General features: G+C 62.5%; 26 protein-coding genes. 5 read left to right on the forward strand and 21 right to left on the reverse strand.

Annotated features, from left to right (window positions below; genetic code table 11):
* Window positions 1-12: 12 nt before the first annotated feature.
* The 7 genes from maiA to ACEN8U_RS29050 form a co-directional block, all read right to left on the reverse strand.
* Window positions 13-657 carry a maleylacetoacetate isomerase gene (gene maiA / locus ACEN8U_RS29020; protein WP_310106348.1) on the reverse strand — a complete coding sequence of 215 codons (645 nt, stop codon included), beginning with the start codon at window positions 655-657 and terminating at the stop codon, window positions 13-15.
* 16 nt (window positions 658-673) lie between these two features.
* Window positions 674-1,372, reverse strand: coding sequence for a fumarylacetoacetate hydrolase family protein (locus ACEN8U_RS29025; RefSeq protein WP_310105435.1), 699 nt, complete (start codon window positions 1,370-1,372; stop codon window positions 674-676).
* Between the two features lie 84 nt (window positions 1,373-1,456).
* Window positions 1,457-2,503 carry a gentisate 1,2-dioxygenase gene (gene gtdA, locus ACEN8U_RS29030; protein WP_310105433.1) on the reverse strand — a complete coding sequence of 349 codons (1,047 nt, stop codon included), beginning with the start codon at window positions 2,501-2,503 and terminating at the stop codon, window positions 1,457-1,459.
* A 9-nt stretch (window positions 2,504-2,512) separates the two neighbouring features.
* Entirely contained in the window at window positions 2,513-2,836 is a 324-nt protein-coding gene (locus tag ACEN8U_RS29035) for a non-heme iron oxygenase ferredoxin subunit (RefSeq protein WP_310105431.1), read from the reverse strand.
* 8 nt (window positions 2,837-2,844) lie between these two features.
* Complete coding sequence (locus ACEN8U_RS29040) at window positions 2,845-3,318, reverse strand: aromatic-ring-hydroxylating dioxygenase subunit beta (RefSeq protein ID WP_310105429.1); 474 nt, start codon at window positions 3,316-3,318, stop codon at window positions 2,845-2,847.
* Between the two features lies 1 nt (window position 3,319).
* Window positions 3,320-4,576 carry an aromatic ring-hydroxylating dioxygenase subunit alpha gene (locus tag ACEN8U_RS29045; RefSeq protein ID WP_013587301.1) on the reverse strand — a complete coding sequence of 419 codons (1,257 nt, stop codon included), beginning with the start codon at window positions 4,574-4,576 and terminating at the stop codon, window positions 3,320-3,322.
* A gap of 38 nt (window positions 4,577-4,614) precedes the next feature.
* Entirely contained in the window at window positions 4,615-5,601 is a 987-nt protein-coding gene (locus tag ACEN8U_RS29050; protein WP_310105426.1) for an FAD-binding oxidoreductase, read from the reverse strand.
* Between the two features lie 136 nt (window positions 5,602-5,737).
* Here ACEN8U_RS29050 and ACEN8U_RS29055 point away from each other — a divergent pair, with 136 nt between their 5' ends.
* The gene (locus ACEN8U_RS29055) at window positions 5,738-6,640 is read left to right on the forward strand and encodes a LysR family transcriptional regulator (protein WP_310105424.1); all 903 of its coding nucleotides are present in this window, start codon (window positions 5,738-5,740) and stop codon (window positions 6,638-6,640) included.
* A 248-nt stretch (window positions 6,641-6,888) separates the two neighbouring features.
* Here ACEN8U_RS29055 and ACEN8U_RS29060 read toward each other — a convergent pair whose 3' ends face one another.
* Both ACEN8U_RS29060 and ACEN8U_RS29065 read right to left on the reverse strand, forming a co-directional pair.
* Window positions 6,889-7,314, reverse strand: a complete 426-nt coding sequence (locus ACEN8U_RS29060; protein WP_310105422.1) for a heme-binding protein — start codon at window positions 7,312-7,314, stop codon at window positions 6,889-6,891.
* A 24-nt stretch (window positions 7,315-7,338) separates the two neighbouring features.
* Entirely contained in the window at window positions 7,339-8,352 is a 1,014-nt protein-coding gene (locus tag ACEN8U_RS29065; RefSeq protein ID WP_310105420.1) for a zinc-binding alcohol dehydrogenase family protein, read from the reverse strand.
* A gap of 97 nt (window positions 8,353-8,449) precedes the next feature.
* Here ACEN8U_RS29065 and ACEN8U_RS29070 point away from each other — a divergent pair, with 97 nt between their 5' ends.
* Window positions 8,450-9,388, forward strand: a complete 939-nt coding sequence (locus ACEN8U_RS29070; RefSeq protein ID WP_310106345.1) for a LysR family transcriptional regulator — start codon at window positions 8,450-8,452, stop codon at window positions 9,386-9,388.
* 110 nt (window positions 9,389-9,498) lie between these two features.
* Here ACEN8U_RS29070 and ACEN8U_RS29075 read toward each other — a convergent pair whose 3' ends face one another.
* On the reverse strand, window positions 9,499-10,236 hold the full coding sequence (locus tag ACEN8U_RS29075; protein ID WP_310105413.1) for a hypothetical protein: 738 nt from the start codon (window positions 10,234-10,236) through the stop codon (window positions 9,499-9,501).
* A 396-nt stretch (window positions 10,237-10,632) separates the two neighbouring features.
* Between ACEN8U_RS29075 and ACEN8U_RS29080 the strand changes: the two genes are divergently transcribed.
* Genes ACEN8U_RS29080 through ACEN8U_RS29090 form a run of 3 tightly spaced genes read left to right on the forward strand, consistent with a single transcriptional unit; the run spans window position 10,633 to window position 12,736 of the window.
* Entirely contained in the window at window positions 10,633-11,415 is a 783-nt protein-coding gene (locus ACEN8U_RS29080; RefSeq protein WP_310105411.1) for a DeoR/GlpR family DNA-binding transcription regulator, read from the forward strand.
* The gene (locus ACEN8U_RS29085) at window positions 11,412-12,356 is read left to right on the forward strand and encodes an MFS transporter (protein WP_310105408.1); all 945 of its coding nucleotides are present in this window, start codon (window positions 11,412-11,414) and stop codon (window positions 12,354-12,356) included. Before ACEN8U_RS29080 ends, ACEN8U_RS29085 begins: the two co-directional genes overlap by 4 nt.
* On the forward strand, window positions 12,353-12,736 hold the full coding sequence (locus ACEN8U_RS29090; protein WP_310105405.1) for a VOC family protein: 384 nt from the start codon (window positions 12,353-12,355) through the stop codon (window positions 12,734-12,736). The genes ACEN8U_RS29085 and ACEN8U_RS29090 overlap by 4 nt, the downstream gene beginning before the upstream one ends.
* Window positions 12,737-13,093: 357 nt before the next feature.
* Here the strand turns inward: ACEN8U_RS29090 and ACEN8U_RS29095 are convergent, their stop codons facing one another.
* The 11 genes from ACEN8U_RS29095 to ACEN8U_RS29145 form a co-directional block, all read right to left on the reverse strand.
* Window positions 13,094-13,498, reverse strand: coding sequence for a VOC family protein (locus ACEN8U_RS29095; protein WP_310105403.1), 405 nt, complete (start codon window positions 13,496-13,498; stop codon window positions 13,094-13,096).
* A gap of 102 nt (window positions 13,499-13,600) precedes the next feature.
* Window positions 13,601-14,191, reverse strand: a complete 591-nt coding sequence (locus ACEN8U_RS29100) for a Crp/Fnr family transcriptional regulator (RefSeq protein ID WP_310105400.1) — start codon at window positions 14,189-14,191, stop codon at window positions 13,601-13,603.
* A gap of 55 nt (window positions 14,192-14,246) precedes the next feature.
* A complete protein-coding gene (locus tag ACEN8U_RS29105) occupies window positions 14,247-15,266 on the reverse strand; it encodes an ABC transporter substrate-binding protein (RefSeq protein ID WP_013587294.1) in 1,020 nt (339 codons plus the stop codon).
* Between the two features lie 29 nt (window positions 15,267-15,295).
* Window positions 15,296-16,204, reverse strand: coding sequence for an SMP-30/gluconolactonase/LRE family protein (locus tag ACEN8U_RS29110; protein ID WP_310105397.1), 909 nt, complete (start codon window positions 16,202-16,204; stop codon window positions 15,296-15,298).
* A gap of 47 nt (window positions 16,205-16,251) precedes the next feature.
* Window positions 16,252-17,238 carry an ABC transporter permease gene (locus ACEN8U_RS29115; protein WP_309583657.1) on the reverse strand — a complete coding sequence of 329 codons (987 nt, stop codon included), beginning with the start codon at window positions 17,236-17,238 and terminating at the stop codon, window positions 16,252-16,254.
* The gene (locus ACEN8U_RS29120) at window positions 17,235-18,185 is read right to left on the reverse strand and encodes an ABC transporter permease (protein WP_028362651.1); all 951 of its coding nucleotides are present in this window, start codon (window positions 18,183-18,185) and stop codon (window positions 17,235-17,237) included. The genes ACEN8U_RS29115 and ACEN8U_RS29120 overlap by 4 nt, the downstream gene beginning before the upstream one ends.
* Window positions 18,182-19,663 carry a sugar ABC transporter ATP-binding protein gene (locus tag ACEN8U_RS29125; protein WP_310105393.1) on the reverse strand — a complete coding sequence of 494 codons (1,482 nt, stop codon included), beginning with the start codon at window positions 19,661-19,663 and terminating at the stop codon, window positions 18,182-18,184. Before ACEN8U_RS29125 ends, ACEN8U_RS29120 begins: the two co-directional genes overlap by 4 nt.
* Window positions 19,664-19,697: 34 nt before the next feature.
* Window positions 19,698-20,732 carry an ABC transporter substrate-binding protein gene (locus ACEN8U_RS29130; RefSeq protein WP_310105390.1) on the reverse strand — a complete coding sequence of 345 codons (1,035 nt, stop codon included), beginning with the start codon at window positions 20,730-20,732 and terminating at the stop codon, window positions 19,698-19,700.
* A gap of 241 nt (window positions 20,733-20,973) precedes the next feature.
* Window positions 20,974-22,209, reverse strand: a complete 1,236-nt coding sequence (locus tag ACEN8U_RS29135; RefSeq protein WP_035485918.1) for an alpha-hydroxy acid oxidase — start codon at window positions 22,207-22,209, stop codon at window positions 20,974-20,976.
* Window positions 22,210-22,267: 58 nt separating this feature from the next.
* Window positions 22,268-23,815: an altronate dehydratase family protein gene (locus ACEN8U_RS29140; RefSeq protein ID WP_310105384.1), complete on the reverse strand. Its 1,548-nt coding sequence runs from the start codon at window positions 23,813-23,815 to the stop codon at window positions 22,268-22,270.
* A 53-nt stretch (window positions 23,816-23,868) separates the two neighbouring features.
* On the reverse strand, window positions 23,869-25,161 hold the full coding sequence (locus ACEN8U_RS29145; RefSeq protein WP_310105381.1) for an MFS transporter: 1,293 nt from the start codon (window positions 25,159-25,161) through the stop codon (window positions 23,869-23,871).
* Window positions 25,162-25,230 lie beyond the last annotated feature (69 nt).

The raw sequence follows: 25,230 nt of genomic DNA on the forward strand, positions 1-25,230 counted from the left end.
GCAGCGTCCGGCTCATGCCGCCACGAAGTCCGGCTGGTTTTGCGGCTTTGCAGCCTCGAACGCGGGATGCGTGAGTGCGTGCTCATACACGGCAACGCTTCGCGGATAGCCGGCCAAATCGCAGCCCATGCGCTGCGCATTCGCCATCTGCGGAATGAGACAGCAATCGGCAAGCGTGGGCGCGTCGCCAAAGCACCACGCGCCGCTTCCATGACGTTCCAGAATCCGCTCGGCGCCTTTCATTCCTTCGTGCACCCAGTGCATGTACCACGCGCCCTTCTGCTCGGGCGAGACCATTAACACCGTCTGCAAATACCCGAGCACGCGCAGATTGTTGAGCGGATGCATGTCGCACGCGATCAGCGACGAAAGCTCGAGCACGCGTGCCCGCAGCGCAGGCTCGGCCGGAATGAGCCGCGGCTCGGGATAACGCGCGTCGAGATAGTCGATGATGGCGAGCGACTGCCCCAGCGTGAAGTCGCCGTCCTGCAAAGCGGGCACCGCCGCCGCCGGATTGACCTGCTCGACATAGCGCGTCTCATGATGGTCCCGCGCACGGATATTGACCGGCCGATAGTCGTAGTCGAGGCCTTTCAGCGCGAGCGTAATGCGTACGCGATACGAGGTCGAGCTGTTAAAGAAGCTATGCAGCTGCATCACGCCCGCCTCCCGCTCATACGACCGCAACGGTCAATTGGCCGAGACGCTCCACGCCCACGGTCATCGTGTCGCCTTGGGTCACCGCGCCGACGCCCTCCGGCGTGCCGGTAAAGATCACATCGCCCGGCTGCAGTTCGAAGTACTTCGAGAGATCCGCGACCGTCTCCGCCACCGACCAGATGAGATGCGAGACATCGCTCTTCTGCTTCGTTACGCCGTTGACGTCGAGCCAGATCCCGCCTTCAGCGAAATGCCCGACCTCGGCGGCAGGATGGATCGGCCCGATCGGCGCGGAACGATCGAACGCCTTGCCGATTTCCCAGGGGCGCCCCATCTCGCGCATCTTCATCTGCAGATCGCGACGCGTCATGTCGAGCCCGACTGCATAGCCCCACACATGATGAAGCGCCTCGTCGACCGCGATATCCGAGCCTGCTTTGCCGATCACTGCCACAAGTTCCGCTTCATAGTGGTAGTTGCGCGTTTGCGACGGATAATCGAGCCGCAGCGTTTCGCCATACACGGCAGGTACCACTGCATCCGCAGGCTTGCAGAAGAAAAACGGCGGCTCGCGATCCGGATCGAAGCCCATCTCGCGCGCATGCGCGGCGTAATTGCGGCCTACACAGTAAACGCGGCGCACCGCGAACCGGTCGTTGTTGCCGGCAACATACAGGCTGACAGGTGCTTCAGGAGGAAAAACAAAAGACATGATGAGAGAGCTCGCTGAGTGGGAACAATAAGAAACACGGGTGCCATGCATTCCTGTCGGCACGCGCCGTCACGACCTGTATTTTCAGGCGCGCTCTTCGCGCAGCAGATTCAACGCTGAAAGTACCGGCCTGTCCGAATAGCTGAACAACACGCAGTCGCTCGATGCATCAAGCGCAACCGGTTGCCACGACGGCACGACGAACACGTCGTGAGGCTCAAACGCGAATGTGTTGTCGCCGATGCGCGCCGCCCCCGCACCCTCGACAACGCAATAGACGGTCGCATCAGTGCTGCGATACGTCCTGCCTGTAAATCCACCGGGCAGGAACTGCATGAACGCCGCAATGGTCGGCATCGGCCAGCCACCCGTAACCGGATTGACGTAGCGCAGCTTGACGCCGTCCCATGCATCGAGCTCACCGCGACGAAAGAGCGCATCGATTGCCGCATGACTTCTTTCATACGGATAACTGAATATCGGCGACGAGGGTCCACTCCACTGGTGACGCACCGGCATCATGTTCTGTCCGAAGCGCGCGAAGCTGTCCCCTTCTGCACGCAAGACAGGTTGCGTCGACTCGGGATACGTTTCGGCGAAGCCGGCGTCGAGATTCGCGATGAGCGGAATGTCGAGGCCGTCCAGCCAGATCACCGGCTCACCGCCTTCGTCGACCGAAGGATTGCCGTGATCGTGCCATGTCCACGACGGCGTGATGATGAAGTCTCCCGGCTTCATGGTCGTGCGTTCGCCATCGACAGCCGTCCATGCGCCGCGCCCCTCGACGATGAAGCGCAGCGCGGACTGCGTGTGCCGGTGGCTCGGTGCAATCTCGCCCGGCAGGATCAGTTGGAGTCCCGCATACAGGGTCTGCGTCATGCTCGACCTGCCAGCGAGCCCAGGGTTCTCAAGCACGAGCACGCGCCGGACTGCTTCTTCAGCGCTGATCAGCGAGCCCGATTGCATCACCAGTTCGCGGATCTGCGCATACTTCCAGATGGCGGCCTGCGCTTGCGGCCGGGGCGCTTTCGGCACGAGGTTGTGCAGCGATTCCCACAGCGGCGCGAGTCCCTGCTGCGCGATCAGCGCATAATAGGCCGCGCGGTCTTCATGCCGGGTTTGCACAGTCATGTGTGTCTCCTACGATTGCGGGTCGATGTTCACGAATACGGTCCCGGCTTCGATCCTCACCGGATAGGTCCTGATATCGCTCGTGAGTGGCTCGCACATCGCACGTCCATTTCGAATATCGAAGCGTCCCTGATGAAGCGGGCACTCTATTTCGTGGCCTTCGAGGAAGCCGTCGCATAGGCGCGCATGGCCGTGCGTGCAGATGTTGTCAGTGGCGAATACCTCACCATCTACGCCATATATGGCCAGTTCCTTCCCGGCCGCCTGCACGGCGACAACGTCGTCGCTGGGCACTTGAGCCAACTCGATAACTTGGGTCCATTGCTGTGTCATGAGTAGCCTCAAATCGGATAGATGAGCGAGTTGGCAATCATTTCGCTGTCGAACACGCAGAGTCGCGACTCGAACTTCAGACCTTCGTTCGTTCGCCGAATCGTGTCGACGTAGCGCCCCACGTTAAAGACACTTGTGATGTCGTCGGGCTTCGTGCGAAACACCGCGTAGTTGGCCTCGGCGCGGATCCGCTCGGCGTCCACGTCCAGGATGCGCGGCACGCCCACCACGTGCCGCTGATAGTACGGATCATGAAAGATCGTCTCTGTCACGCCATAGACGCGGTCTTTCAACATGCCGCGGCTCTCGAAAGCGAGCGTCGCAAGCGGAAAACCGTGCTCGAAGTTTTCGCGAGGCTGCACCTTGTACACGCACTCCTCAGTAAAAAACTCCGGCCACTTCTGCAATTCGTTGTTGTCGAGCGCGGCGGCATAATCGGCGTAGAGGGTGAGCAGTTGCTGATAGGTTGCGAAGTCGAGCATCTCAAGCCTCCATCACGCTGCGCCAGTAGCGATACATGCCGCGGATCAGCGTTTCGGTCACCATATGGTCGGCGTCGCTCACGTCGCGCCCGCCCAGTTCCGCGATAGTTCGATGAAACGGCTTCTGTTCGAAACCTTCCTGCGAGAATTCGATTACCTCGCCGTCGTCGGCGGAAACGAAACCGGCTGGCCCGAACAGGTTCGCCTGGCGCAGCCGGCGCCTCTTCATCTCCTCGCTATCTTCTTCAAAGCCGAAGTGCGTCCACACGAAGTCGAATGAGTTGTGGCCGTTAGGCTGGATGTGCCGTGTGGATACCGAATTAACCTGCTGCTGGATGATCACGCTCGGGAAAAGCGTCATCATCACCGCGGTCGGTGCGCCCCACCACTCCTCCTTGACCACATCCAGAAAGCGCTCGTCGTGCAAGGTCATCTGTTCCTTGAAACTGGACACGCCGCTTGTCACGTCGCCTTTGCCGCCCGTGCCACGCGTGGAGATCATCGCGGCGTGGCGGCCATGCTCGTCCATTCGAAGCTCCGATTTGTTGTCCGCGCGCCAGAGGCCGAAAGTGACGAACCATGTGTGCAAGAGGCCGGGATGATAGGGATCCTTGATGTTTTCCTGCATCAGCTTCCAGTTGCCGGGAATGCGCTGTCTGCTGTAGCCGAGAATGGTGAGCTTGCGCCCATCGAATACGCGGTCGAAATAGCGCAGGATCGTCGGACCCAGATACTCTTCGAGCGACGGCACGTCATGATCGAATGACGCGAACACCACGCCGTTTCGCACGGCGACGTTCAGCTTGGTCAGTCCGTGCTCCTTCGGATCGAAATCGGACGGCATTCCGCCGTTGATCTTGCCGTCGAGCTTCACGCCGCGCCGGAAAGGTACACCCACAAGGTTGCCCTTCAGGTCGTAATTCCACTGGTGATACGGGCAGGTGAAGTCCTTCCGGTTGCCTGACTTTTGCCGGCAAAAGCGCACGCCGCGATGTGCACAGACGTTTTCGACGACATGTATCTCGCCGTCCGCCGCCCTCGTGACGATCACGGAACGCTCGCCCACGACAGTGCGCTTGAAGTCGCCCGGATTCGGGATCTCTGCTTCCAGCGCGACATAGCACCAATGCGCCGAATAGAAGAAGCGCTCGAGCTCGCGCCTGTAAATGGCTTCGTCCGTGTAGGCCGAAAACGGAATACGGCTACTGCCTGAGTCTTTCCAGTCCGGCTGCCGGAACGCGACGGTGGCCTCGGTCATGTGAGTCTCCAGAAATAATGATTCGCGCTATGCGTCGGTCAAACGCCACTCGCATGAAACGCGTCCGCGTAGATGCGCTCGGGTGCCACGCCTTTTTGCCGCAACAGGAGCGACGCAGCATCGACCATGACGGGCGCCCCCGCGACGTACGCACTCCAGCCTTTCATGTCGCGCCAGTCGTCGCTGACGGCCTGCGTGACGACGCCGCTGCGGTAGTCGTCCGCCGCTTTGCCCGACGCCACCACGACGTGAAATCGCATACGTTTGACGCGCTGCTGCAATTCGGCAAGCCAGGGTTCGCCGTAAACATCGGCTTTTGATCGCACACCGAAATAGACATGCACGTCGTTAGCCATCTCAGCCTGCTCGATGCCCCGCAGAATGGCGAGAATCGGCGCGAGCCCGGTTCCTCCCGCGATACAGACGATCGGGCCATCCGTCTTGCGGCGCAGATACGCGGTGCCGAGCGGCCCACTCACGCGCACGCTGTCGCCGACCTTCAGGTCGTTTGCTATATACGAAGTCACGCGGCCGTCGGGCACGACGCGAATGTGGAACTCGAGTTCGTGGGGATTCTGCGTGACCGCCATCGAATACGGCCGTACGTGCTGAGGCGTGAACTGAAGATTGGCGTACTGTCCGGGCGAAAATTCGAATGCCTTGGGGAGTTTGAGCCGCAGACGCTTGATGTCGTGCGTGAGGTTCTCGATGGAGAGCACAGTCGTCTTCAGGATCTTCGCGGGATGAACGACGATCTCGTCCATCTCCGGAATTTCAATTGCGCAATCCTCGACGAGCGTCGTCTGGCAGGCAAGCACCGCTTCGCCGTTGTTGACCGGCGCGTTGGATTCCGCATTGCCGGCCGTGAGCACCCGGCCCGACGCGACGCGGCAACGGCACGTGCCGCAACGGCCCGACATGCAGCTATACGAAACGGGAACCTCGTTGGCTCGCAGAACATCGAGCAGATTGTCTCCGGCACGCGCATCCAGCGTGCGTTGCAGCGGCACGATAGTGACTTTCATGGCGCCAGTGTCTCCGGGCTGGTCTTGATGAAGCACATGATGCGACTGGCCAACTTATAAATAAATAGAAGTCGCTTGATATGCGTTATCACTGGCAGTGATAATGTGAAGCGTGGGAAAACGCGAGAGACAAGCCATGGAGCTTCACGACATCGACCTGAACCTGCTGGTGGTTTTCAACGAACTGCTGCGGCAGCGGCGCGTGTCGGCCGTCGCAGGCACGCTCGGCATTTCGCAGCCAGCCATAAGCAACGCGTTGAACCGGTTGCGCCGCCTTCTCGGCGACGAACTGTTCCTTCGGACATCGAAGGGAATGATCCCGACGCCCTTCGCCGAGGCGCTCGCAGAACCTATCGGCTATGCGCTGGGCGCGATCTACAACACACTGAACGCCACCACGACATTCGATCCTGCGTCGAGCAAACGCAAGTTCACGGTTGCCATGACGGACATCGGCGAAATCTATTTCCTGCCAGCGCTCATGAAGCGGCTCGGCAAGGCAGCGCCGAACGTTACCGTCAGCACGGTGCGCAGAACGTCCGAAACGCTTCAGGAAGAAATGGAGGCGGGGCGTGTGGATCTGGCAATGGGCTTCATACCCGATCTGAAGACAGGCTTTTTTCAGCGCCGTCTCTTCAAGCAACGCTATGTGTGCATTTTTCGCAAGGGTCATCCCATTGCGAAGACCGGAATGACGCTCGGCGCATTCCGCGAGGCGGAGCACGTGTCGATCGTCGCGGAAGGCACGGGCCACGGCATGGTGGATGATGTGATCGAGCGCGCCGGCGTATTGCGGAACGTGCGCCTACGTGTGCCGCATTTTGTCGCCGTCGGCCATATCCTTCAGACGACCGACCTGATTGCCGTCGTACCGCAAGCCTACGCGGCAAGGACGCTGTCTCCGTTTGGGCTCGAAGAGGCGCCCTGCCCCGTGAAGATTCCCGACATTGCCATTAACGTGCTGTGGCACGCGAAGAATCATCGCGAGCCGGGTAATCAATGGCTGCGGCATCTCGTGTTCGACGAGTTTTCGCTGTAGTTGCGGTGGTCGCGTAAGCCTGAGTGAGCCAAATGGTGGGTGGTCGGTTCACGGTTGTCTGCGCCGCCCGCTTCGAAGAAGGTCGTCTGAGCGGAGCGGGTCGGTTTGCGTTCGTCCGGTCTTCGAACGCATCGCTCGAAAGCCGCCATTGGAATGCGCCAGCCCGCAGGCAGCCAGAGCTTCGACGGCAGCGATCAGAACGATCCGGTCATCCGTGCCCGCGCCTCATTTCATGGGTAGCACACGGTTCATTGCAGAAACCCTGCGCTGCGCAGTGCTTCCTCAGCGGCCTCATGATCTTGAACGGATGATCCGCCAGAAATACCGATGCCCCCAACCAGACGCCCTTCGTGGAAGATCGGTACTCCGCCGCCGACCGGCGTCAGCCGCGGATGGTGTGCCAGCGGAGCAACGGCGGGTTCGGCCATGTACTGATTCCATTGGTGCGTGGTCATGCCGAAGGACGCGGCGGTCCATGCCTTGTCGATAGCCACGTCAACGGTGAGGAACGGGGCGGTATCCGCGCGCTCAAAAGCGCGCAGATGGCCGCCTGCATCGGTTATCGCAATAGTTGCGGCGAACCCCCGCGTGGCGCAGGCGCGCCGCGCTTCTGCCAGTAATACCTGCGCAGCTTCCAGGCTGATCGTTGCCGTGCTGATGATTTGCGTTGTCATGTTGATGCTCCTTGTCAAAAGGGATTAGCGCCTCGCGACGACGACCTTGCCGATCATGTTGCCTGCCTCGACCAGCGCATGCGCTTCGATCAGACCGGCGGCATGGATGCCGTCAATGCGTCGGGTCACGGTGTGCTTGAGGCGCCCCTGGTCAACCAGCGCAGCCGCGCGGCGCAGCAACGCGTGCTGCCGCGCGATGGTGTGAGTCGTGAACATCGCGCGGGTAAACATCAGCTCCCAGTGAACCGAGATGGATTTCCCCTTGAACGGACCGATGTCCAGACCCACCGGGTCGTCGATGAGCGCAAACTGCCCCTCCGGACGCAGAACGGCGGCGATCTGCGGCACATAGGCAGCGCTGTTGTTCAACCCCGCAACGTGCGTAACGTGTTCGATGCCGAGCGTGGCCAGTTGAGGCGCCCAGGCCTGATGGTGATCGAGGACGTCATGCGCGCCATGAGCCAGCACCCAGTCGCGGGTTTCTGGCCGCGACGCCGTGCCGATAATGGTCATGCCCGTGAGCTCGCGTGCCAGTTGGGTCAGAACCGAGCCGACGCCGCCCGCCGCTCCGATTACGAGCAGCACGTTGTTATCGGTCGGGTCCGCGGCGTGAACACGCAGACGGTCGAACAGCAGCTCCCACGCGGTGATCGTCGTCAGGGGCAACGACGCCGCCTCTGCGAAGTCGAGTGATGTCGGCATGGGTCCGACGATGCGCTCGTCCACGGCGTGCAGCTCGCTGTTGCAGCCGGGCCGCGTGATGTCGCCGGCATACCAGACACGGTCGCCCGGCTTAAAGCGCGTGGCCAACGCTCCGGTTGCACGGACGATCCCCGCTGCGTCCCAGCCGGCAACGCGCGCACCGCCTTCCGGAATGTCGCCACCGCGACGGATTTTGGTGTCGACAGGATTGACCGACACCGCTCTGACTTCCACCAGCAGATCGTGCTCGCCCAGCTCGGGGGTCGGCAGATCGATGTCCTGCAGCGCCTGCGGGTGGCTGATGGGGTGGTTCTGATAAAAACCAATGGCTTTCATGGGAGTGTTCTCCGAGGATCGTTGAAGACATGCTATCTTTCATCGATATTCAGATAAATGCCCTCTTCGACCAAACACTTTCGTCGTTTCAATGAAAATGATTCGACTCGATGACGTCCAGATCTTCGTGCACACGGTGGACTATGGAAGCTTCTCGGAGGCGGCACGCCAGCTGAATATTGCGCCCGCACATGCAAGTGCGTCAGTGCAGCGGCTCGAAAAGGCGCTCGATACGCGCTTGTTCACACGTTCGACGCGCAGCATGCAACTGTCGGAGGCCGGCGAGCGCTACCTGCCGCATGCGCGGGTCATGATCGGTGCGCTGGAGCAAGGCGAGCAGGCCCTGGCAAACGGACGGGTGGCGCTGTCCGGCCCGCTGCGGCTGTCCGCTCCGTCTGACTTTGGTCGAAACCTGCTGTTGCCGTGGCTGGACGAATTTCAGCACCTGCACCCGGGCTTGTCGCTGCACGTGAAAATGAGCGACCGTGCGGCCGACCTCATCCGCCAGCCGCTGGATGCAGTCGTGCGCTACGGAACGTTGCCCGATTCGTCGCTCCTGGCTCTGAAACTGGTCGAGAACAACCGACGCGCAGTGTGTGCCGCGCCGTCCTACATCGAACGGCATGGCGCGCCGACCAGGGTAGACGACCTGCGGCGACACAATTGCCTTCGGTACGTCTGGAGCGAGCAGATACATGAGCGCTGGCGCTTTTCGCCGCCTGGCGGCGAGCGCACCGTGGCAGTCACGGGCAATCGCATCAGCGACGATGCCGATGCCGTTCGTCGCTGGGCGATAGCCGGGGAAGGCATTGTCTACAAGTCGCGACTAGACCTCATCGACGATCTCAAGGCCGGCCGCCTGGTGGAGCTATTTCCGTCGGAGTATTGCGAGCCTGCGCCGCTCCACCTGATTTGCGCCCACCGCGCGCAACTGACGCCCGCGCTTAACGAGTTGCATGCTTTCTTGCGGGAGCGATGCGCTGCATTGCTTGCCAGCTATCCATTGGGCGGCACTCGGGCTGGGGTCGCGAATTGAATGGCCGGCTGGAGGGCGCAACGGACGTCGGGATGTCCGAAGCTTGTTGCCTGCGAAGGTCGTCGGTTGGGCGGAGGTGCAACGCGCCCAGCAGCATCCGGTGGGACTCGTCACTGCTTCTTTCGCGCTTCTGCGGCATTCTTCTGAAGCATGATGAGCAGAGAAGTTAAATTTTCCGCACCGAGCTCTTGAACAGTCCGTTGCACGTCAGTGCTGGCTCGGACCTTGGTCTCTGTCTCCTCTGTTTCGTTCTTGCAGCTTGCAAGCCACACCTCCTTTGCCTTAGCCATGTCGGAAGATGCTCCCGCTTCTTCCAGGAGCTCACGCGTTTTCTTATATGGAGGTGTTGGATTAGATGTGTAATAAGGTCGTGTAATTAACATCGGCACAAACTTGTACGGATTGCCGACTATTGCAGGATTGCATGCCCACAAACTCTGCCTCATAGATAAATTGGCGGCGATCCACGGTGTCATACCCATTTCATCGGCGTCGTTAATATGGATCCTTACAAGACTGGAAGTGAGCAGCGCCGCTACAACGTTTGGATAGCCCAAGTAGGCAGCGGCCGCTAGAGGAGAGTGCTCGCCTTTTTCTCTGGCGAGAAGTCCGTCTGTCGAGCCCCCCGCTATGTACTGACGGACTTCCTCGGCCGCGTTTGCTTCGGCAGCGACCATATCGTCGACTTCGCCGTTCGTTTCTCCCAAAACGTATAGGCGGTCCGCCAGCGAGTTAAGCACGGCCGTAGGGTCGCGTTGCGCACCGGCGGCGGTCGCGGTGCACGAAATCATTATCGGAGCCAGCGAAACGGCGATATATGCGAGTAAAGCTTTGGCAAGGTTATTCATGATTTTTTGTTGACCATACCTTTGAGTCGCATGGGTTGTTTGCCACCAGTATAACAACGCTGCAACGAGCAAAATTTGAGTGAATGGCTGTGTGGGAGATGCACGACCGACGGGCTGCCCGTGGCCGTCCTCGAAAGTCCGTCGACGCGCCGTTCGGCGCTAATCGTCTTGATCACCGAGCCTCGATGGGCTACGGATGTGAGCGGTCCTGGTATGGAAACGGCAGTTTTGCCGATCGCCCCCGGCCAAAGCGGAGGTATTTGCCCGAAGCCCAAGCTGGCCTGTCCGCGAGGCAAAGGCTAGCATTTCCGCGCCGATCCTTTGCAGCGAGGCCGCGCCTAGCCAGTGCACGTTTATGCACGTTTACATTCTTGTTTGTGCACGTTATCATAGTGCATGAACGACGATATCCCTCTCTCCCGGCGCGATGAGATCGCCAATCGGCTTGCACAGGGCCATCCCGTCGTGGCAGCGGCACTCGCTGTCGAATTCAATATTTCCGAAGACGCCGTCCGCCGCGACCTTCGCGCTCTGGCGGCCGAGGGGCGCTGCCGGAGGGTCTATGGCGGGGCGCTGCCCATCACACCCGCTTCCGTGCCGATGGCTGGCCGCCTTGATCGAGCCTTCGAGCAAAAGTCGGCATTGGCCCGTGCGGCCGTTCCTCTAATCCAGCGAGGGGAACTCTTGTTTCTCGATAGCGGAAGTACCAATTTCGCGCTCGTTGACCTGCTGCCCGAAGACGCCGACATCACCATCGCGACCAATTCAGTCGATATCGCTGCCGCGGTGCTGCGCCGATCCGACATTCGTCTGCTCATCGTCGGCGGCTCGGTTGATCCAGCGATCGGCGGATGTGTCGATACGAGCGCCGTGCAAAGCGTTTCGCAAATGAATATCGATCGATGCTTCATCGGATCCTGCGCGATCTCGCCAAAGAGCGGCATCAGTGCGTTCGACCTCGCGGACGCGACTTTCAAACGCGCCGTTCTGGCGTCCAGCGAGCACAGCGTGGTACTGGCGCTCACTGAGAAGTTCAATGCTCGCGCCCCTTACAAGGTGGCCGCCATCAAACAGATCGACTGTGTAGTCGTCGAACATGATCTGCCGCGCGCACATCGTGCGGCCTTGTCGAAAGCCGGCGCATCGGTTGTGCCGGCACAGGAACCCGCCAAGCCATGAACAGCCGGCCCAATCTGCTCTCGTCGCGAGCAACGGCTCCGGGCCTGCCTGCGGCCCGACTCGCCACCCGCCTTGCGTTCCTTGTGGCCGGATTTGGCGTAGCTTGCTGGGCACCGCTCGTGCCTTTCGCGAAGCAGCGGCTTGGCGTCGATGACGGCGTGCTCGGACTCCTGCTGCTGTGCATCGGCTTCGGTTCAGTCATTGCAATGGTAGTCACGGGCGCGCTCAGTGCACGGTACGGGGCCAAGCCCATCATCGTTGCGGGCGGCTCGGGACTGGCCCTCGTGCTGCCTCTGCTAACCATCGCCAGTACACCGCTGACGCTTGGCATCGCGTTGCTGGCGTTTGGTGCATTCCTCGGCTCACTCGATGTCGCGATGAACATTCATGCGGTCGATGTCGAGCGCGCGGAAGCTCGACCGTTGATGTCGGGCTTTCGCGCGCTGCTCGACTGGAGTGCCTTGCTCGTCACCGGTACCGGACTGGTTTCCGCCGCGCACGGAGGGCTGGGCTATATCTTCTTCTCGATCGCCATGACCGCCGGCCGGTTCGGCGGTGACGCGCTCACCGCGCGCATCGGCGACCGCGCGACTATGTTCTGGGAAGGACTGCTCGCAACAGTCGGTTTCGTCGTGCTGCTGACTGCACCGACCGCACCGCTCGCAATGAGCGGATTTGTGCTGATTGGTCTCGGCGCTTCGAATGTCGTGCCAGTGTTATTCCGGCGCGCCGGGTCGCAGTGCGCAATGCCTTCAACGCTTGCGGTTGCTGCAATCACGACGACGGGTTATGCCGGGCATCTCGCCGGACCTGCTGGCGTGGGCTTCATTGCCAAGGCTGTCGGATTGCCGACTGCCTTCTGGGTATTAGCCGCGATGTTCTGTCTCGTTCCTGCATGCGCCCACATGGCAACACGGCGGCTTCCACAGGACTGCTCATGAAAATTGCCCACGTTGCCTTGTGGACGCGCGATCTCGACGAGGCTGCCCTGTTCTGGCGTCGATATTTCGACGCCGATGTTGGCGCGGCCTATCAGAGCAAACGCCGGCCCGGATTCGTCTCACGCTTCGTGAGATTACGGGGCGACCAGACCATGATCGAATTGATGACAGGTCCCTGGATCGCGGATGGTTCGCCAATGGACCGCGTCGGCTGGGACCATCTCGCCATTTGCCTTGGAGACTCGGTTGCGGTTGATGAACTGGCCAAGCGCTGCCAAGCCGATGGCTTACTCATATCAGCGCCTCGAACCACGGGCGATGGATTTTATGAAGCGGTAATCGCAACACCAGACGGCACGCGGATCGAGATTACTGACTAACGGCGCGTGACACAATGGATCCGATATTGGCGCAAAGGATGACAGAGGCCTCGATGCCTCGTCCCACGCGATTATTAATCAGTAGACCAACGTAATTGAGTATTCGCTAACACATGGAACAAACGTAAATACAGCGAACGGCTGTGGCATAACGGCCATGGTTAACGCTGCAACGGTAGGTGATCCTGCGTAGAGGCATTGCCCGGCGACGGCGGGGGGATAAATCGAGCTACTCCGGACGGCATCCCCTGGCAGCGCTAGTGGCCCACGAGCGGCTTAATGAGCAAAGTCGCTCGTGAGAAGAGCATGGGATGCACGAATTTCAACGGCTGGCGCCTGCGCTCCGGCGCCCCAGCGTCAAGAGCCGATGGCCGCGGGATCCATCCACACGGCCTCCCAGACATGATCGTCCAGATCGGCGAGGGCGCGGTTATACATGAATCCCAAGTCCTGCTTCGGGTTGATGTCCGCGGTGCCGCCACATTCCACCGCTGCATCGTTCATTCGATCCACAGCCTCCTTGCTGTCGCAAGTCAGTGCCAGCATCACTTCGCTCGATCCGCTTTGCGGAAGCGGACGGTTGGTAAAGGTTTGCCACTTTGCGTGCGTGAGCAGCATCACGAAGATCGACTCGCTCCATACCATGCAGGCGGCGGTGTCATCGGTGAATTGCGGATTGTTCTTGAAACCCAAGGCCTCATAGAAGGCTTTGGACTTCTGCAGGTCTGCGACCGGAAGGTTCACAAAGATCGACTTGGTCATGACAGGTCTCCCCAGTTAAGGACAAGCACTGCGCTTGCCTGTCTAAAAGATACAGGCGCGAGGACTGTTGGCGCATTGACTTTTGGTAAGACGCCATTCAGCTCATCCGACACCGAGGGCAATGGCCTTCCTCAGACGGCTCAGGCTCTCCGGAGTAATGCCGAGCCAGGCCGCAATGTGGTGCTGCTTCAGGCGCCTGTGCAGATCGGGTTCACTGTTGATGAAGTCGCGATAGCGCTTCATCGCGCTGTCGTGGCGAAAGGCGATCTCGACCGGCTCCTTTTCGATGATCCAGTGGCGTTCCATGTAATGGATGTAGAACGCTGCGATATCGGGAAACCTGGTCGTCAACGATCGGAACGCGGCGAACTCGTACTCGAGAACACTGCAGTCTTCAATGGCGGTGATCGTAAACTGGCCGGGTTTGCCCAGCAGCGTCGCACTGACGGAGCCCGCGATCCGGCCTTCCGGAAAGAAGTACTTGATGACCATGTCCCCGTCCGGGCCGACATGGTGTTGGAAGAACAGGCCCTCGAGGACAAAGGCGAACCGTGTCGGCACTTCGCCCGCGACGACGAACGACTCATCCTTCCGGTATTGCCGGGGGTGCAGCAACGAAGCCCAGGCCCGCTCTGCCTCGTCGGAGATGGCGGAGTAGGTTCGGATCATCTTGAAGAACGCTTCCGTATCCACTCGACCACTCTCCTGGTTTGCCATGCGCACCGCCAAGGTTACACCGCGCTCGCGCTCACTTCTTCCCATCGACCACCGCGACGACCTCGTCGCGCGTGTACTCCTTGTTCGCAAGCGCGCCCGCCGGCGTCTTCGCAAGCACGGCGTCGAGTTCGTCCGGCTTCACTTCGAGCACCGGCATGCGGATATCGTGCGGCACCTTCTTGCCGGCCAGGATCTGTTGCGTGACCCAGAACGCGAACGTCGACGCGCCCGGCGGAATCGTCACCGACATCGTCTCGTAGCCGGCCTTCTTCTGATCGGCCCACCATGCAAGCTCTTCCTGACGGTTGCCGAGAATGATAATCGGCGTCGGCCGTCCTGCGGCCTTGATTGCCTGCGCGGCGCCGAATCCGTCGCCGCCCTGGGTGACGACACCGTCGATCTTCGGCAACGTCGGCAAGATGCCTGCCACCTGCTTTTGCGCCACGGTCTGCGTCCAGTCGCCATGTACCGAGCCGACGATCTTCAGCCCCGGATACTTCTTCAGTTCATCCACGACGCCCTGGTGAATCTCGTCGTCCACCGAAACGCCCGCGAGCCCGCGTATTTCCAGCAGGTTGCCCTTGCCGTTCAAACGCTTCGCCAGATAATCGACCTGCATGCGGCCCATGCCCTGGAAATCGACCGCGATCCGATACGCGCACGGCTCGGTCGCGATTCCGTCGAACGATACGACCGTCACGCCCGCCCCGCACGCCTGCTTGATCACGCCGTTGAGCGCGGTCGGCGAAACGGCATCGACGGCAATCGCCTTGTAGCCTTGCAGGATCAGGTTCTGGATCTGCTGGACCTGCTCGGTCGCCTGACTCTCGGCCGTCGTGAAGCTGGGCGCGGCCGCGACGATCTTCTGCTTCACCGCGGGATCGGCCACGTTCGACCAGCTCTTGAGCATCTGCTGGCGCCAGCTGTTGCCCGCATAGTTGTTCGACAGCGCGATCTTCATCGACGACGTATCGCCGGTTGCGACCTGCGCCGATGCGCCCACCGATGCCGCGGCCAGACACAGCGCCACCGCGATTGCTGACATCTTCATGTTCGTCTCCGGTTTTTGATGTTGTGACGTTACCGCCCCGCGCCGCGCACACCGACGTGAAGCGAATAGATCGACGAGGTCGCTGCAATAAACAGCCGATTGCGGTGGATGCCGCCGAACGTAAGATTTGCGACCACCTCGGGAATCAGGATCTTGCCGAGCAGGGTCCCGTCCGGCGCATGGCAATGCACGCCGTCTTCCGCGCTCGTCCACACGTTGCCGTGCTCGTCCACGCGCATGCCGTCCGGCACGCCGCTCTGCATTTCGATGAAGACGCGTCCGTTGCGCAAACGGCCCTCGCCCGCCACGTCGAACACGCGGATATGACGCGGCGCCCTGTCGTCGTGCGACGCGCCGGAATCGGCGATATAGAGGCGCGATTCATCCGGCGAGAACGCGAGACCGTTCGGCTTCACGAAGTCGTCGCTGACCAGTTCCACACGCGTAGTGTCCGGCGAAATGCGATACACGTTACAGCGGCCGATCTCGCTCTCCGCCCGATACCCTTCGTAGTCGCTTAGGATTCCGTAATCAGGATCTGTGAACCAGATGCTGCCGTTCGAATCGACGATGACATCGTTCGGAGAATTCAGCCGCTTGCCTTCGAAATGCGACGCCAGCACGCTCACGCTGCCGTCATGTTCGGTGCGCGTCACGCGCCGCGCGCCGTGCTCGCAACTGACGAGCCGGCCTTCACGATCGCGCGTATTGCCGTTGCTGTAGTTCGACGGCGCGCGAAACGCGCCGACGCCCATGCCCGGCGCCCAGCGCAACATCCGGTTGTTGGGTATATCGCTCCAGATGAGCAGGTCCGTTGCCGGGAAATACACCGGCCCTTCGGCCCACAGGCATTCGTCTGTCAGGCGGCTCAGGAATGCATTGGGCTGAAGCAGCCGCCTGAACCGCGGATCATGCACTTCGTAGTCGCTGGATTTCATGTCTCCTCTCGTTCTCGATATGAACCGGAAAAGCGGTCGACGCCTCTTCACCGCACCGTCTTTCCACCGGCCGCGACCGTCACCGCGATGATGAGCACGCCATAGACGATCGAGCGCACGCCCGCATCCGCGCCGAGCGCGTTGAGCGCGGCGTTCGTAAGAAACAGGAACATCGACGCGCCCCACACGCCGACGATCGTCGCCTTGCCGCCGGCAACCAGCGTGCCGCCGATCACGACCACGGCAATCGAAATCAGCATGTACTCGACGCCCATGTCGAGCGACGCGCCGCCCGAGGTCGCCGCGAGCAGAAGCGCCGTGAGCGCCGCGATCATCGAGCACAGCACATACGCGACGCAGCGCGTGCGATGCACGTCGACGCCCGCGAGCCACGCGGCGCGTGCGTTCTGTCCGATCGCCGACAGCTTGCGGCCGTACACCGCGCGATGCAGCAGCACCGCCAGCGCGGCCGACAGCGCCAATGCAAGAAGCGCGATATACGGCACGTTGAGGAACCGGCCGGTCGCGAACGCACCGAGCGCGGGCGGCGGCGGCGGAAGCTGCCGCCCTTGCGTAATCGCAATCGACTGAATGATGAAGCTCGACGACAGCGTCGCGATGATCGGCGGAATGCGCAGCAGCCTGATCAGCATGTAATTCGCGAGGCCCACCGCGACACCCACGCCGAGCGCGGCCACGACGCCGAGCACGATTCGCCCGTCTGCTCCGCCCATGACATGCATGCCGATCACGCCCGCGAGCGCGATGGTCGACGGCACCGAGAGGTCGATGTTGCCGACGCCCGACGTGATCACGAGCATCTGCCCGAGACCGACGAGCACCATGAACACGCCGTAGGTGAGTGCCGTCTGCGCGACATTGCTGGCAATGCCGAAGCCGAACACGCCGACGATGCCGAGCCACACCAGCACCGCGCCGACGAACGACCACGCCCACGGCGCCTGAACGCTGCGCAAGCGCGACCACGCGGTGTCGTCTGCGCCGATTGTCCTGCCGGTTACCTGCGATTTCATTGGCGCTCCCCGCGTTGCAGCAGCACGCGCAGCGACAGCACGACGACGAGGATCGCGCCCTGCATGCCGACCTGCCAGTCCGCCGAGATATTGAGGAAGGCGAGGAACGACGCCGCGAGCGTCAGCGTGATTGCACCGAGCACCGCGCCGATCACCGACACGCGTCCGCCGATAAATTCGCCGCCGCCGAGTATCACCGCCGCAATGGACAGCAGCGTGTAGCGCAGCGCGAGATTGGCGTCGGCGGAAGTCGTGAGGCCGAGCAGCGACAGCCCCGACAGCACGCCGAAGATCCCCGCGATGCCGTACAGCGTCGCCTTGCTGCGCACGAGCGACCAGCCGAAGCGGCGCATCGCGCGCGGATTGCCGCCCGCGCCGCGGATGCGCACGCCGGCCGAAGTGCGCATGAGCAGCACGTGCCCGATGATCGCGACCACGACCGACCACACGATCGGCGCCGCGATGAGCGGCGTCTGATAGTTCATGGCGGTGCCGAGCCAGCCGGGACTCGTGCCGCCCGGCGAAGGCAGCAGCACGATCGCGAGGCCGCTCCACACGAACGACAGACCGAGCGTGACGACAATCGACGGAATCTGCCGCAGCTCGATCAGCGCGCCGACTGCCGCATACGCGAGCACGCAGCCGATCAGCGCGAGCGCGCCGAGCCACGGCTCTTTAACGAGCAGCGTCGCGCCGATGCACGCCACGAGGCTCACAAAAGAGCCGATCGACAGATCGAGGTCGTTCACGGTGATGATCGCGAGCTGCGCGAGCGTCGCGAGCACGATCGGCACCGCCAGATTGAGCAGCAGGCTGGAGCCGAAATAGCTCATCACCGCGGGCTGCATGATGAGAATGGGCACGAGCACCGCGATCAGCGAGATTGCAGGAAGCAGCGCGCGTAGGCGGGCCTGCGTGCTCTGGATCGAAAACCGCGCGGGCGTCATGCGGCCTGCTCCTCGAAGCTGGCTGCCAGCAGTGCTTCTTCCGTGCATTCGTCGGCGGTGAGCACGCGCGTGACGGCGGCCGAGCGGAACACATAGGTGCGGTCGCAATGCGACAGCTCTTCGTTTTCGGTCGTGTACCAGATGAAGGTCCGGCCCCTTTGCGCTTCGTCGTGAACGAGCTGATAGATGTCGCGCTTCGTGCCGACATCCACGCCGCGCGTGGGATCGTCCATCAGGATCAGCGCCGCATCCGATGCGAGCGCGCGGGCGAACAGCACTTTCTGCTGATTGCCGCCGGACAGCGACAGAATGCCCGCGCTCATCGGCGCGCCGCGTATGCCGATCTTCGCGCGCCACGCTTCGACGAGCGCGCGCGCCGCCGCGCGATCGACCAGACCGCGCTTCGGCGTCGCGCCGCCGAAAAGCCAGCGCACGTCGAGGTTCTGCGCGATCGACCAGACCGGAAACACGCCGTCTCGGCCGCGATCGCCCGCGACGAAAGCGGCTTTCACGCGCCCTGCGCCGCGCCGCGTCGCAGCCTCGTAGATCGACAGCAACGCTTCGGTCTGACCCTGGCCGGCGAGTCCCGCAAAGCCGACGATCTCGCCGCGCGACGCTTCTATCAAAGTCCGCTTATGCGCGCCGACATTCCAGCGAAAAGCGCGCTCGGCGCCGCTCGCGTCGCGCACGCGCGCGGCAGAAGGCGTCTTGTCCGCTTCGAGCTGCTGACCCATCGCCTGGATGATCGCCGCGCGGCTCACCGCGTCGCGCGGCAGCACGCCGACAATTGCGCCGTCGCGCATCACGACCACGCGATCCGCGACGCGCTCGATTTCGCCGAGCATGTGCGTGATCAGCACGCAGGTGATGCCCGATTGCGCGGCGCGACGCACGAACGCGAGCAACTGGTCGGCCGTATGCGCATCGAGCGACGATGTCGGCTCGTCCAGAATCACGAGGCGCACCGGCGCGTCGGTCACGGTAAAGCCGCGCGCGATTTCGACCATCTGCTGTTGCGTGAGCGTCAGATCGGAAACCAGCTCATTGCCCTTCAGTCCATTGCCCGGAAAGATTTCTTCGAGCTTCTCGCGCATCAACGCGGTGGCCTTGCGGCGCCAGCCGGCCCCGCGCAATTGCGGATGCACGATCGTCATGTTTTCGGCGACGGTCAGGTTCGCGCACAGCGACAACTCCTGGAACACGCAGCGCACGCCTGCATCGCGCGCGGCGTTCGCGTCGTAATGCGGCGCCGGTTGTCCCTCCACGTCGATGCGTCCCTGCGTCGGCGCATAAACGCCCGCCAGCACCGCCATGAGCGTGGATTTGCCCGCGCCGTTATGTCCCGCGATGCCGACGCATTCTCCGCGCATGAACGCGAAGTCGATGTCGGCGAGCGCGCGAACCCGGCCGAAGGTCTTGCCGATGCCTTCAAAGCGAATCAGCGCGCCCGGCTGAGCGTTGCTTGATGTTGCGCCCATTCACATGCCTCCATGCGTGGCGTCGCGCGCGTGCTTACTTTTTGTCGAGCAAGGCCACGGTTTGCGGCAACGTGTAGGTGACGTCGGCGATACCGCCTTTCGGCGTCGCGGCGAGCTTCGCCGGCAACTCCTGTTGCGAGATCGCGAGCAGCGGTACGTTGATGGTCACGTCCTTGGGGATAGGCTTGCCCGCGAGAACCTGCTGCGCGACCCAGAACGCGAACGAGACCGCGCCCGGCGGGTTCGACAGCGAGCGCGACTGGTAGCCCGTTTTCGTCTGCTCGCTCCACCATTCGAGTTCCGGATAGGTGCTGCCGATGATCATGGGCGGCGCGGGACGATTGGCGGCCTTGAACGCCTGCGCGATGCCGAACGACATCTCGCCTTCGGTCGCGACGCCGTCGACTTGCGGCAGCGTCGGCAGAATCCCGGCGACGGCCTTTTGCGCGACCGATTGCGTCCAGTCGCCGTTCACCGAGCCGACGAGCTTGAGACCTGGATGTTTCCTGAGTCCGTCGAGCACGCCTTCATGCATCAGGTTGTCGACGGAAATGCCGGCCACGCCGCGCACTTCGAGAATGTTGCCTTTGCCGTTCAGCCGCGCTGCCAGATAATCGACGCCCTGCTCGGCCCAGCCCTTGAAGTCGAAGTTCACGCGATACGCACACGGTTCGTCGACCACGCCGTCGAACGACACGACGACGATGCCCGCGGCGCACGCTTTCTTGATCGTACCGTTGAGCGCGGTGGGCGATACCGCGTCGATCACGATCGCGTTATAACCTTGCAGAATCAGGTTCTGCACCTGCTGCGCCTGTTCGGTCACCTGATTTTCCGCGGTGGTGAACGCCGGCGCGGCGGCGATTTTCTTGTCGCTCACCGCTTGTTGGGCAATCGCGTTCCAGCTCTTGAGCATCGACTGCCGCCAGGCATTGCCGGCGAAGCTGTTCGATAACGCGATTTTCTTTTGCGACGTGTCGCCCGTGGCGACCTGTGCGTGCGCCGCGCTGCCGAGCATGCATGCGACAAGTGCGAGCGCGGCCCTGACCTTCATTCCTTTACGGAACATCCTGTCATCTCCTTTCGTTTTTTTTCGCGCGCCGTGACTTGATCGACAACGCGCCGTTCGCCAGTCTGCGTTGATTCGTGCTGCGGTCAGGCCAATCGGTTTTGGTCAGGCCACCGATTGCGGAGCCAGTATAGCGACTGGTGTGAGCGTGTGCAATTCCGTTTAGTTACCGGTAACGATGGCGGCGCCGGCAGGCGTGCCGGCAGTTGGGGCGGCCAGCACGCTCATCGTCTTCCCGTTGTCACGCGAGTGACACCGCGTCGTGCGCGCTGCCCGCGTGCACTCGCGACGGCGCGGCGCTCAGCGACCGCCAGCGCAGATAGCTGCGATCCAGCGCGGCAATATCGCTGCAACCGAGCAGACCCAGCCCGCGGTCCACTTCCGTTTGCAATATCTGGATCGCGCGCGCGGCGCCCGGCTGGCCGCCCGCGCTCAGGCCATAGGTCGTCGCCCGGCCAAGCAGTACGGCATCGGCGCCCAGCGCCACGGCCTTCAGGATGTCGGAGCCACGGCGAAATCCGCCGTCGAGCATCACAGCGAGTCGGCCGCGCACCTGATCGACGACCTCCGGCAGCACGTCCATCGCGGACACCGCGCCATCGAGCTGCCGGCCGCCGTGATTCGACAGCACGATCCCGTCGACACCCGCCTCGATCGCGCGCAGCGCGTCCGGCGCACCGAGCACGCCCTTCACGACGAGGCGCTTCGGCCACAGATCGCGCAGCCAGCGGATGTCGTCCCAGGACAGCGACGGATCGAGCTGCTGACCCAGCGTAATCGTCGCGCCCTTCACGCTGGTCTGCCCCGGCGGCAACAGGTCGCCGAGATTGGCGAAGCGCGGCATCCCGCTCGGCCAGAGCACATTGCTCATCCAGCGCGGATGACCCAGCACGTCGAACTTGTTGCGCCAGTCGAGCATCAACGGTTTGATGTAGTTGCGCAGATCCCATTCGCGTTTGCCGAACACGGCGCTGTCCGTCGTGACGACCAGCGCTTCGATTCCGGCCGCAAGCGAGCGTTGCGCAAGCTTCGCGACGAACTCGCGCGTGCGGTACATGTAGACCTGCATCCACACGCGGCCGCCCGCGCGTTGCACGACCTCTTCGAGCGCGACCGTCGACGCATTGCTCAGCACGAACGGAATGCCGGCCGCCGCCGCGGCGCTCGCGAGCTGCACGTCGCCCTCGCGGAACATCAGTCCGCTGTAGCCCGTCGGGCCGATCATGAACGGCGACGCCGTGCGCTGACCAAACAGCGTGCTGCTCTGGTTGCGGTGTTCGACATTGACGAGCGTGCGCGGCAAAAACGCGATTTCGTCGAACACGTCCCGATTGCGGCGCAGCGTCGCCTCCGTTTCAGCGCCGCCTTCGATATATTCGAAACAGAAATTAGGCAGCCGCCTGCGTGCCATTGCGCGCAGATCGTCGATGCTGTGCGCGCGGCTCACGTCGCGGCCTGAATAAAGGCGGCGTTTCAATACAGCTCTCCTCTTCTATGCGTCTCGCTGGCGTGCATGCGTTTCCCGGTGACCATGCTCAGGTCACCACGCCGACCTGCCAGGGCACGAACTCGCTTTGCCCATAGCCGTGCAGCTCGCTCTTCGAGCGCGTGCCGGATGCGCAGTCGAGCATCATCCGGAAAATCGCTTCGCCGAGCTCGTCGATGGTCGCGCTTCCGTCCACAACGCCGCCGCAATTGAGGTCGATGTCGTCCTCCTGCCGCTCCCACAGCGCGGTGTTGGTAGCGAGCTTCAGCGAAGGTGACGGCGCGCATCCATATGCGGAGCCTCGCCCGGTCGTGAAGCAGATCAGGTTCGCGCCCGACGCGACCTGCCCCGTCGCCGACACGGGGTCGTAGCCGGGCGAGTCCATGAATACGAAGCCCTTTGCATCGATAGGCTGCGCATATTCGTAGACCTCGACGAGGTTCGTCGTGCCGCCCTTCGCGACCGCGCCGAGCGATTTTTCGAGGATCGTCGTCAAGCCGCCCGCCTTGTTGCCGGCCGACGGGTTGTTGTCGAGCGCGCCGCCGTTGCGCGTGCAGTAGTCCTGCCACCATGCGATCCGCGCGAGCAGCTTGTCGCCCACCGCCTGGCTCGTGGCGCGGCGCGTCAGCAGGTGCTCGGCGCCGTAGATCTCCGGCGTCTCCGAGAGGATCGCGGTGCCGCCATGCCGCACCAGCCGGTCGACCGCGGCGCCGAGCGCGGGATTCGCGGAAATGCCGGAATAGCCGTCGGAACCGCCGCACTGAAGACCAACGCACAGATGCGACGCGGGCACCGGCACGCGTTCAACGCGGTTCGCGTCGGCGAGCATCTCTTTGACAAGCGCGACGCCACGCTCGATCGTCTTGCGCGTGCCGCCGCTGTCCTGAATCGTGAAGCTGCGCAGCTTCGTCGCTTTGCCGGCCGGGCCGGCCGCTTCCAGCACGCCGTCGATCTGGTTCGTTTCGCAGCCGAGTCCGACGAACACGACCGACGCGAAGTTCGGATGCACGGCGTAGCCGGCCAACGTGCGGCGCAATACGGCGATGCCTTCTCCCTGCATGTCGATGCCGCAGCCAAGTCCGTGCGTCAACGCGACGACGCCATCCACGTTCGGGAAGTCGGCGAGCGCTTCGGGGCGCACGTCGCGCCTGAAGTGATCGGCGATCGCGCGCGCGACCGTGGCCGAACAGTTCACACTCGTCAGGATACCGATGTAATTGCGAGTCGCCACGCGGCCGTCGTCGCGGCGAATGCCCATGAAGTGCGCCGGCTCGGCCACGTACTCGGTCGGATGCGTGTCGACGCCGAACGCGTGATCGCGCGAGAACTCGGACATGCCGAGGTTGTGCACGTGCACGTGCTGGCCGCGCGCGATCGCTTCGCGCGCCACACCGATAATCTGGTTGTAGCGCTTGACCGGTTCGCCCTTCGCAATGTCGCGCGTGGCGACCTTGTGGCCGGGCGGAACGAGTCCCGTCACGACCAGTCGTTCCGCGTCGATGCGCGTGCCGGGCAGGAGCTGCCGGGTCGCGATGATCACATCGTCGTTCGGATGCAGACGAATCACCTGGGGCGCGCTGCTAGCTTGAGTCAACATAAGAAGGCCTCGAATGGAATGGATGGCGGGCCGCTACCCGACTGCCGGCTACGTCAGACTGTCGAGCTCACACGCGTCGATGCGTCCTCGGTATCGGAAGCCATGGACAGCGGTTCGATGCGCCCCACGATCACCAGATAGCTGAACGCGCCGAGAAAGCAGAAGCCGCCGGCCACGACGAGCGGAATCGTGAACGAGCCCTTGGTCATCGCGACCATCACGCCGGTGAAAGTCGTGATCACGATGCCGGCCAGGTTCGACGCAAAGTTCTGAATGCCGCCGATCGACGCGACATGGTCCGGCGTCGGCGCGACATCGCCCGGCAGCGACCAGATGCTGGCCGCGGCGAACGCGAGGCTGCCGTAGGCGATGCCGAAGAACGCGAGCATCAGATAAACGTTCGCCGTGAATGCCGACAGCGTGATCACCGACGACAACAGCATGCCGCCGACCATGCAGGTCTTGCGCGCAGCGGTCAGGCTCCAGCCGCGCCGGAACAGCGCATCCGACACATAGCCGCCGAGCCAGCCGCCGGGGATCGAGATCAGCGCCGGAATCATCCCGAGCGTGCCGAGCGATTTCAGCGAGAAGCCGCGCGTCTGCACGAGATAGCTCGGAAACCAGGTGATGAAAAAATAGATCACGAAATTCAGGCAAAAGAAGCCGAGCATCATTCCCCACAGCGTGCGGTGGCGAAACAGCGAGCTCCAGGTGACGCGTTGGCGTTGGCCTTGGCCGGCGACGTTGGGCGCGCTGGCGGCCGCCTTCGAGCTGCCCGTATCGAGCGGCTCGGGGTTTCGATAGATCACGAACCAGCCGAGAATCCACACCGCGCCGAGCGCACCGGTGATGACGAACGCCGCTTTCCAGCCGACCGAGCTGATGATCAGCGCGACGACCGGAATCGACAGCGCGGAGCCCACACGCGAGCCGCTATCGAAGATGCTCGTCGCGAGCGCGCGCTCCTTGACGGGAAACCACTGGCTCACGAGCTTCGCGCACGACGGATACGCGCCCGCCTCGCCGACGCCGAGCAGCAGCCGGCAGCCGAACATGCCCGCCACGCTGCTGGTGGCCGCGGTCAGCGCGGTGAACACGGACCACCAGCCGACGGCGAGCGGCAACGCAATGCGTGCGCCGACGCGATCAACGAACCAGCCGAACGGCATCTGCATCAACGCGTAAGTCCAGAAAAAGCCGCTCAGGATGAAGCCCATCTGCGCCGGTCCGATGCCGAGCGCCTTTTCGATCTCGGGCGCTGCGACCGCCAGATTCGCGCGATCGATGTAGTTCACCGCAATCGCCAGAAAGCTTAGAAAAATCACCACCCAACGCATTTTGCGCATAGCTTGTCTCCTCCATTATCGAATATGGGACCGGTTCCCTAACCGCGCGCAATGCGGGCCATCGTGCGA

The sequence above is a fragment of the Paraburkholderia phenoliruptrix genome, from assembly GCF_047325075.1.
In the GTDB taxonomy this organism is placed as follows: Bacteria; Pseudomonadota; Gammaproteobacteria; order Burkholderiales; family Burkholderiaceae; genus Paraburkholderia; species Paraburkholderia phenoliruptrix.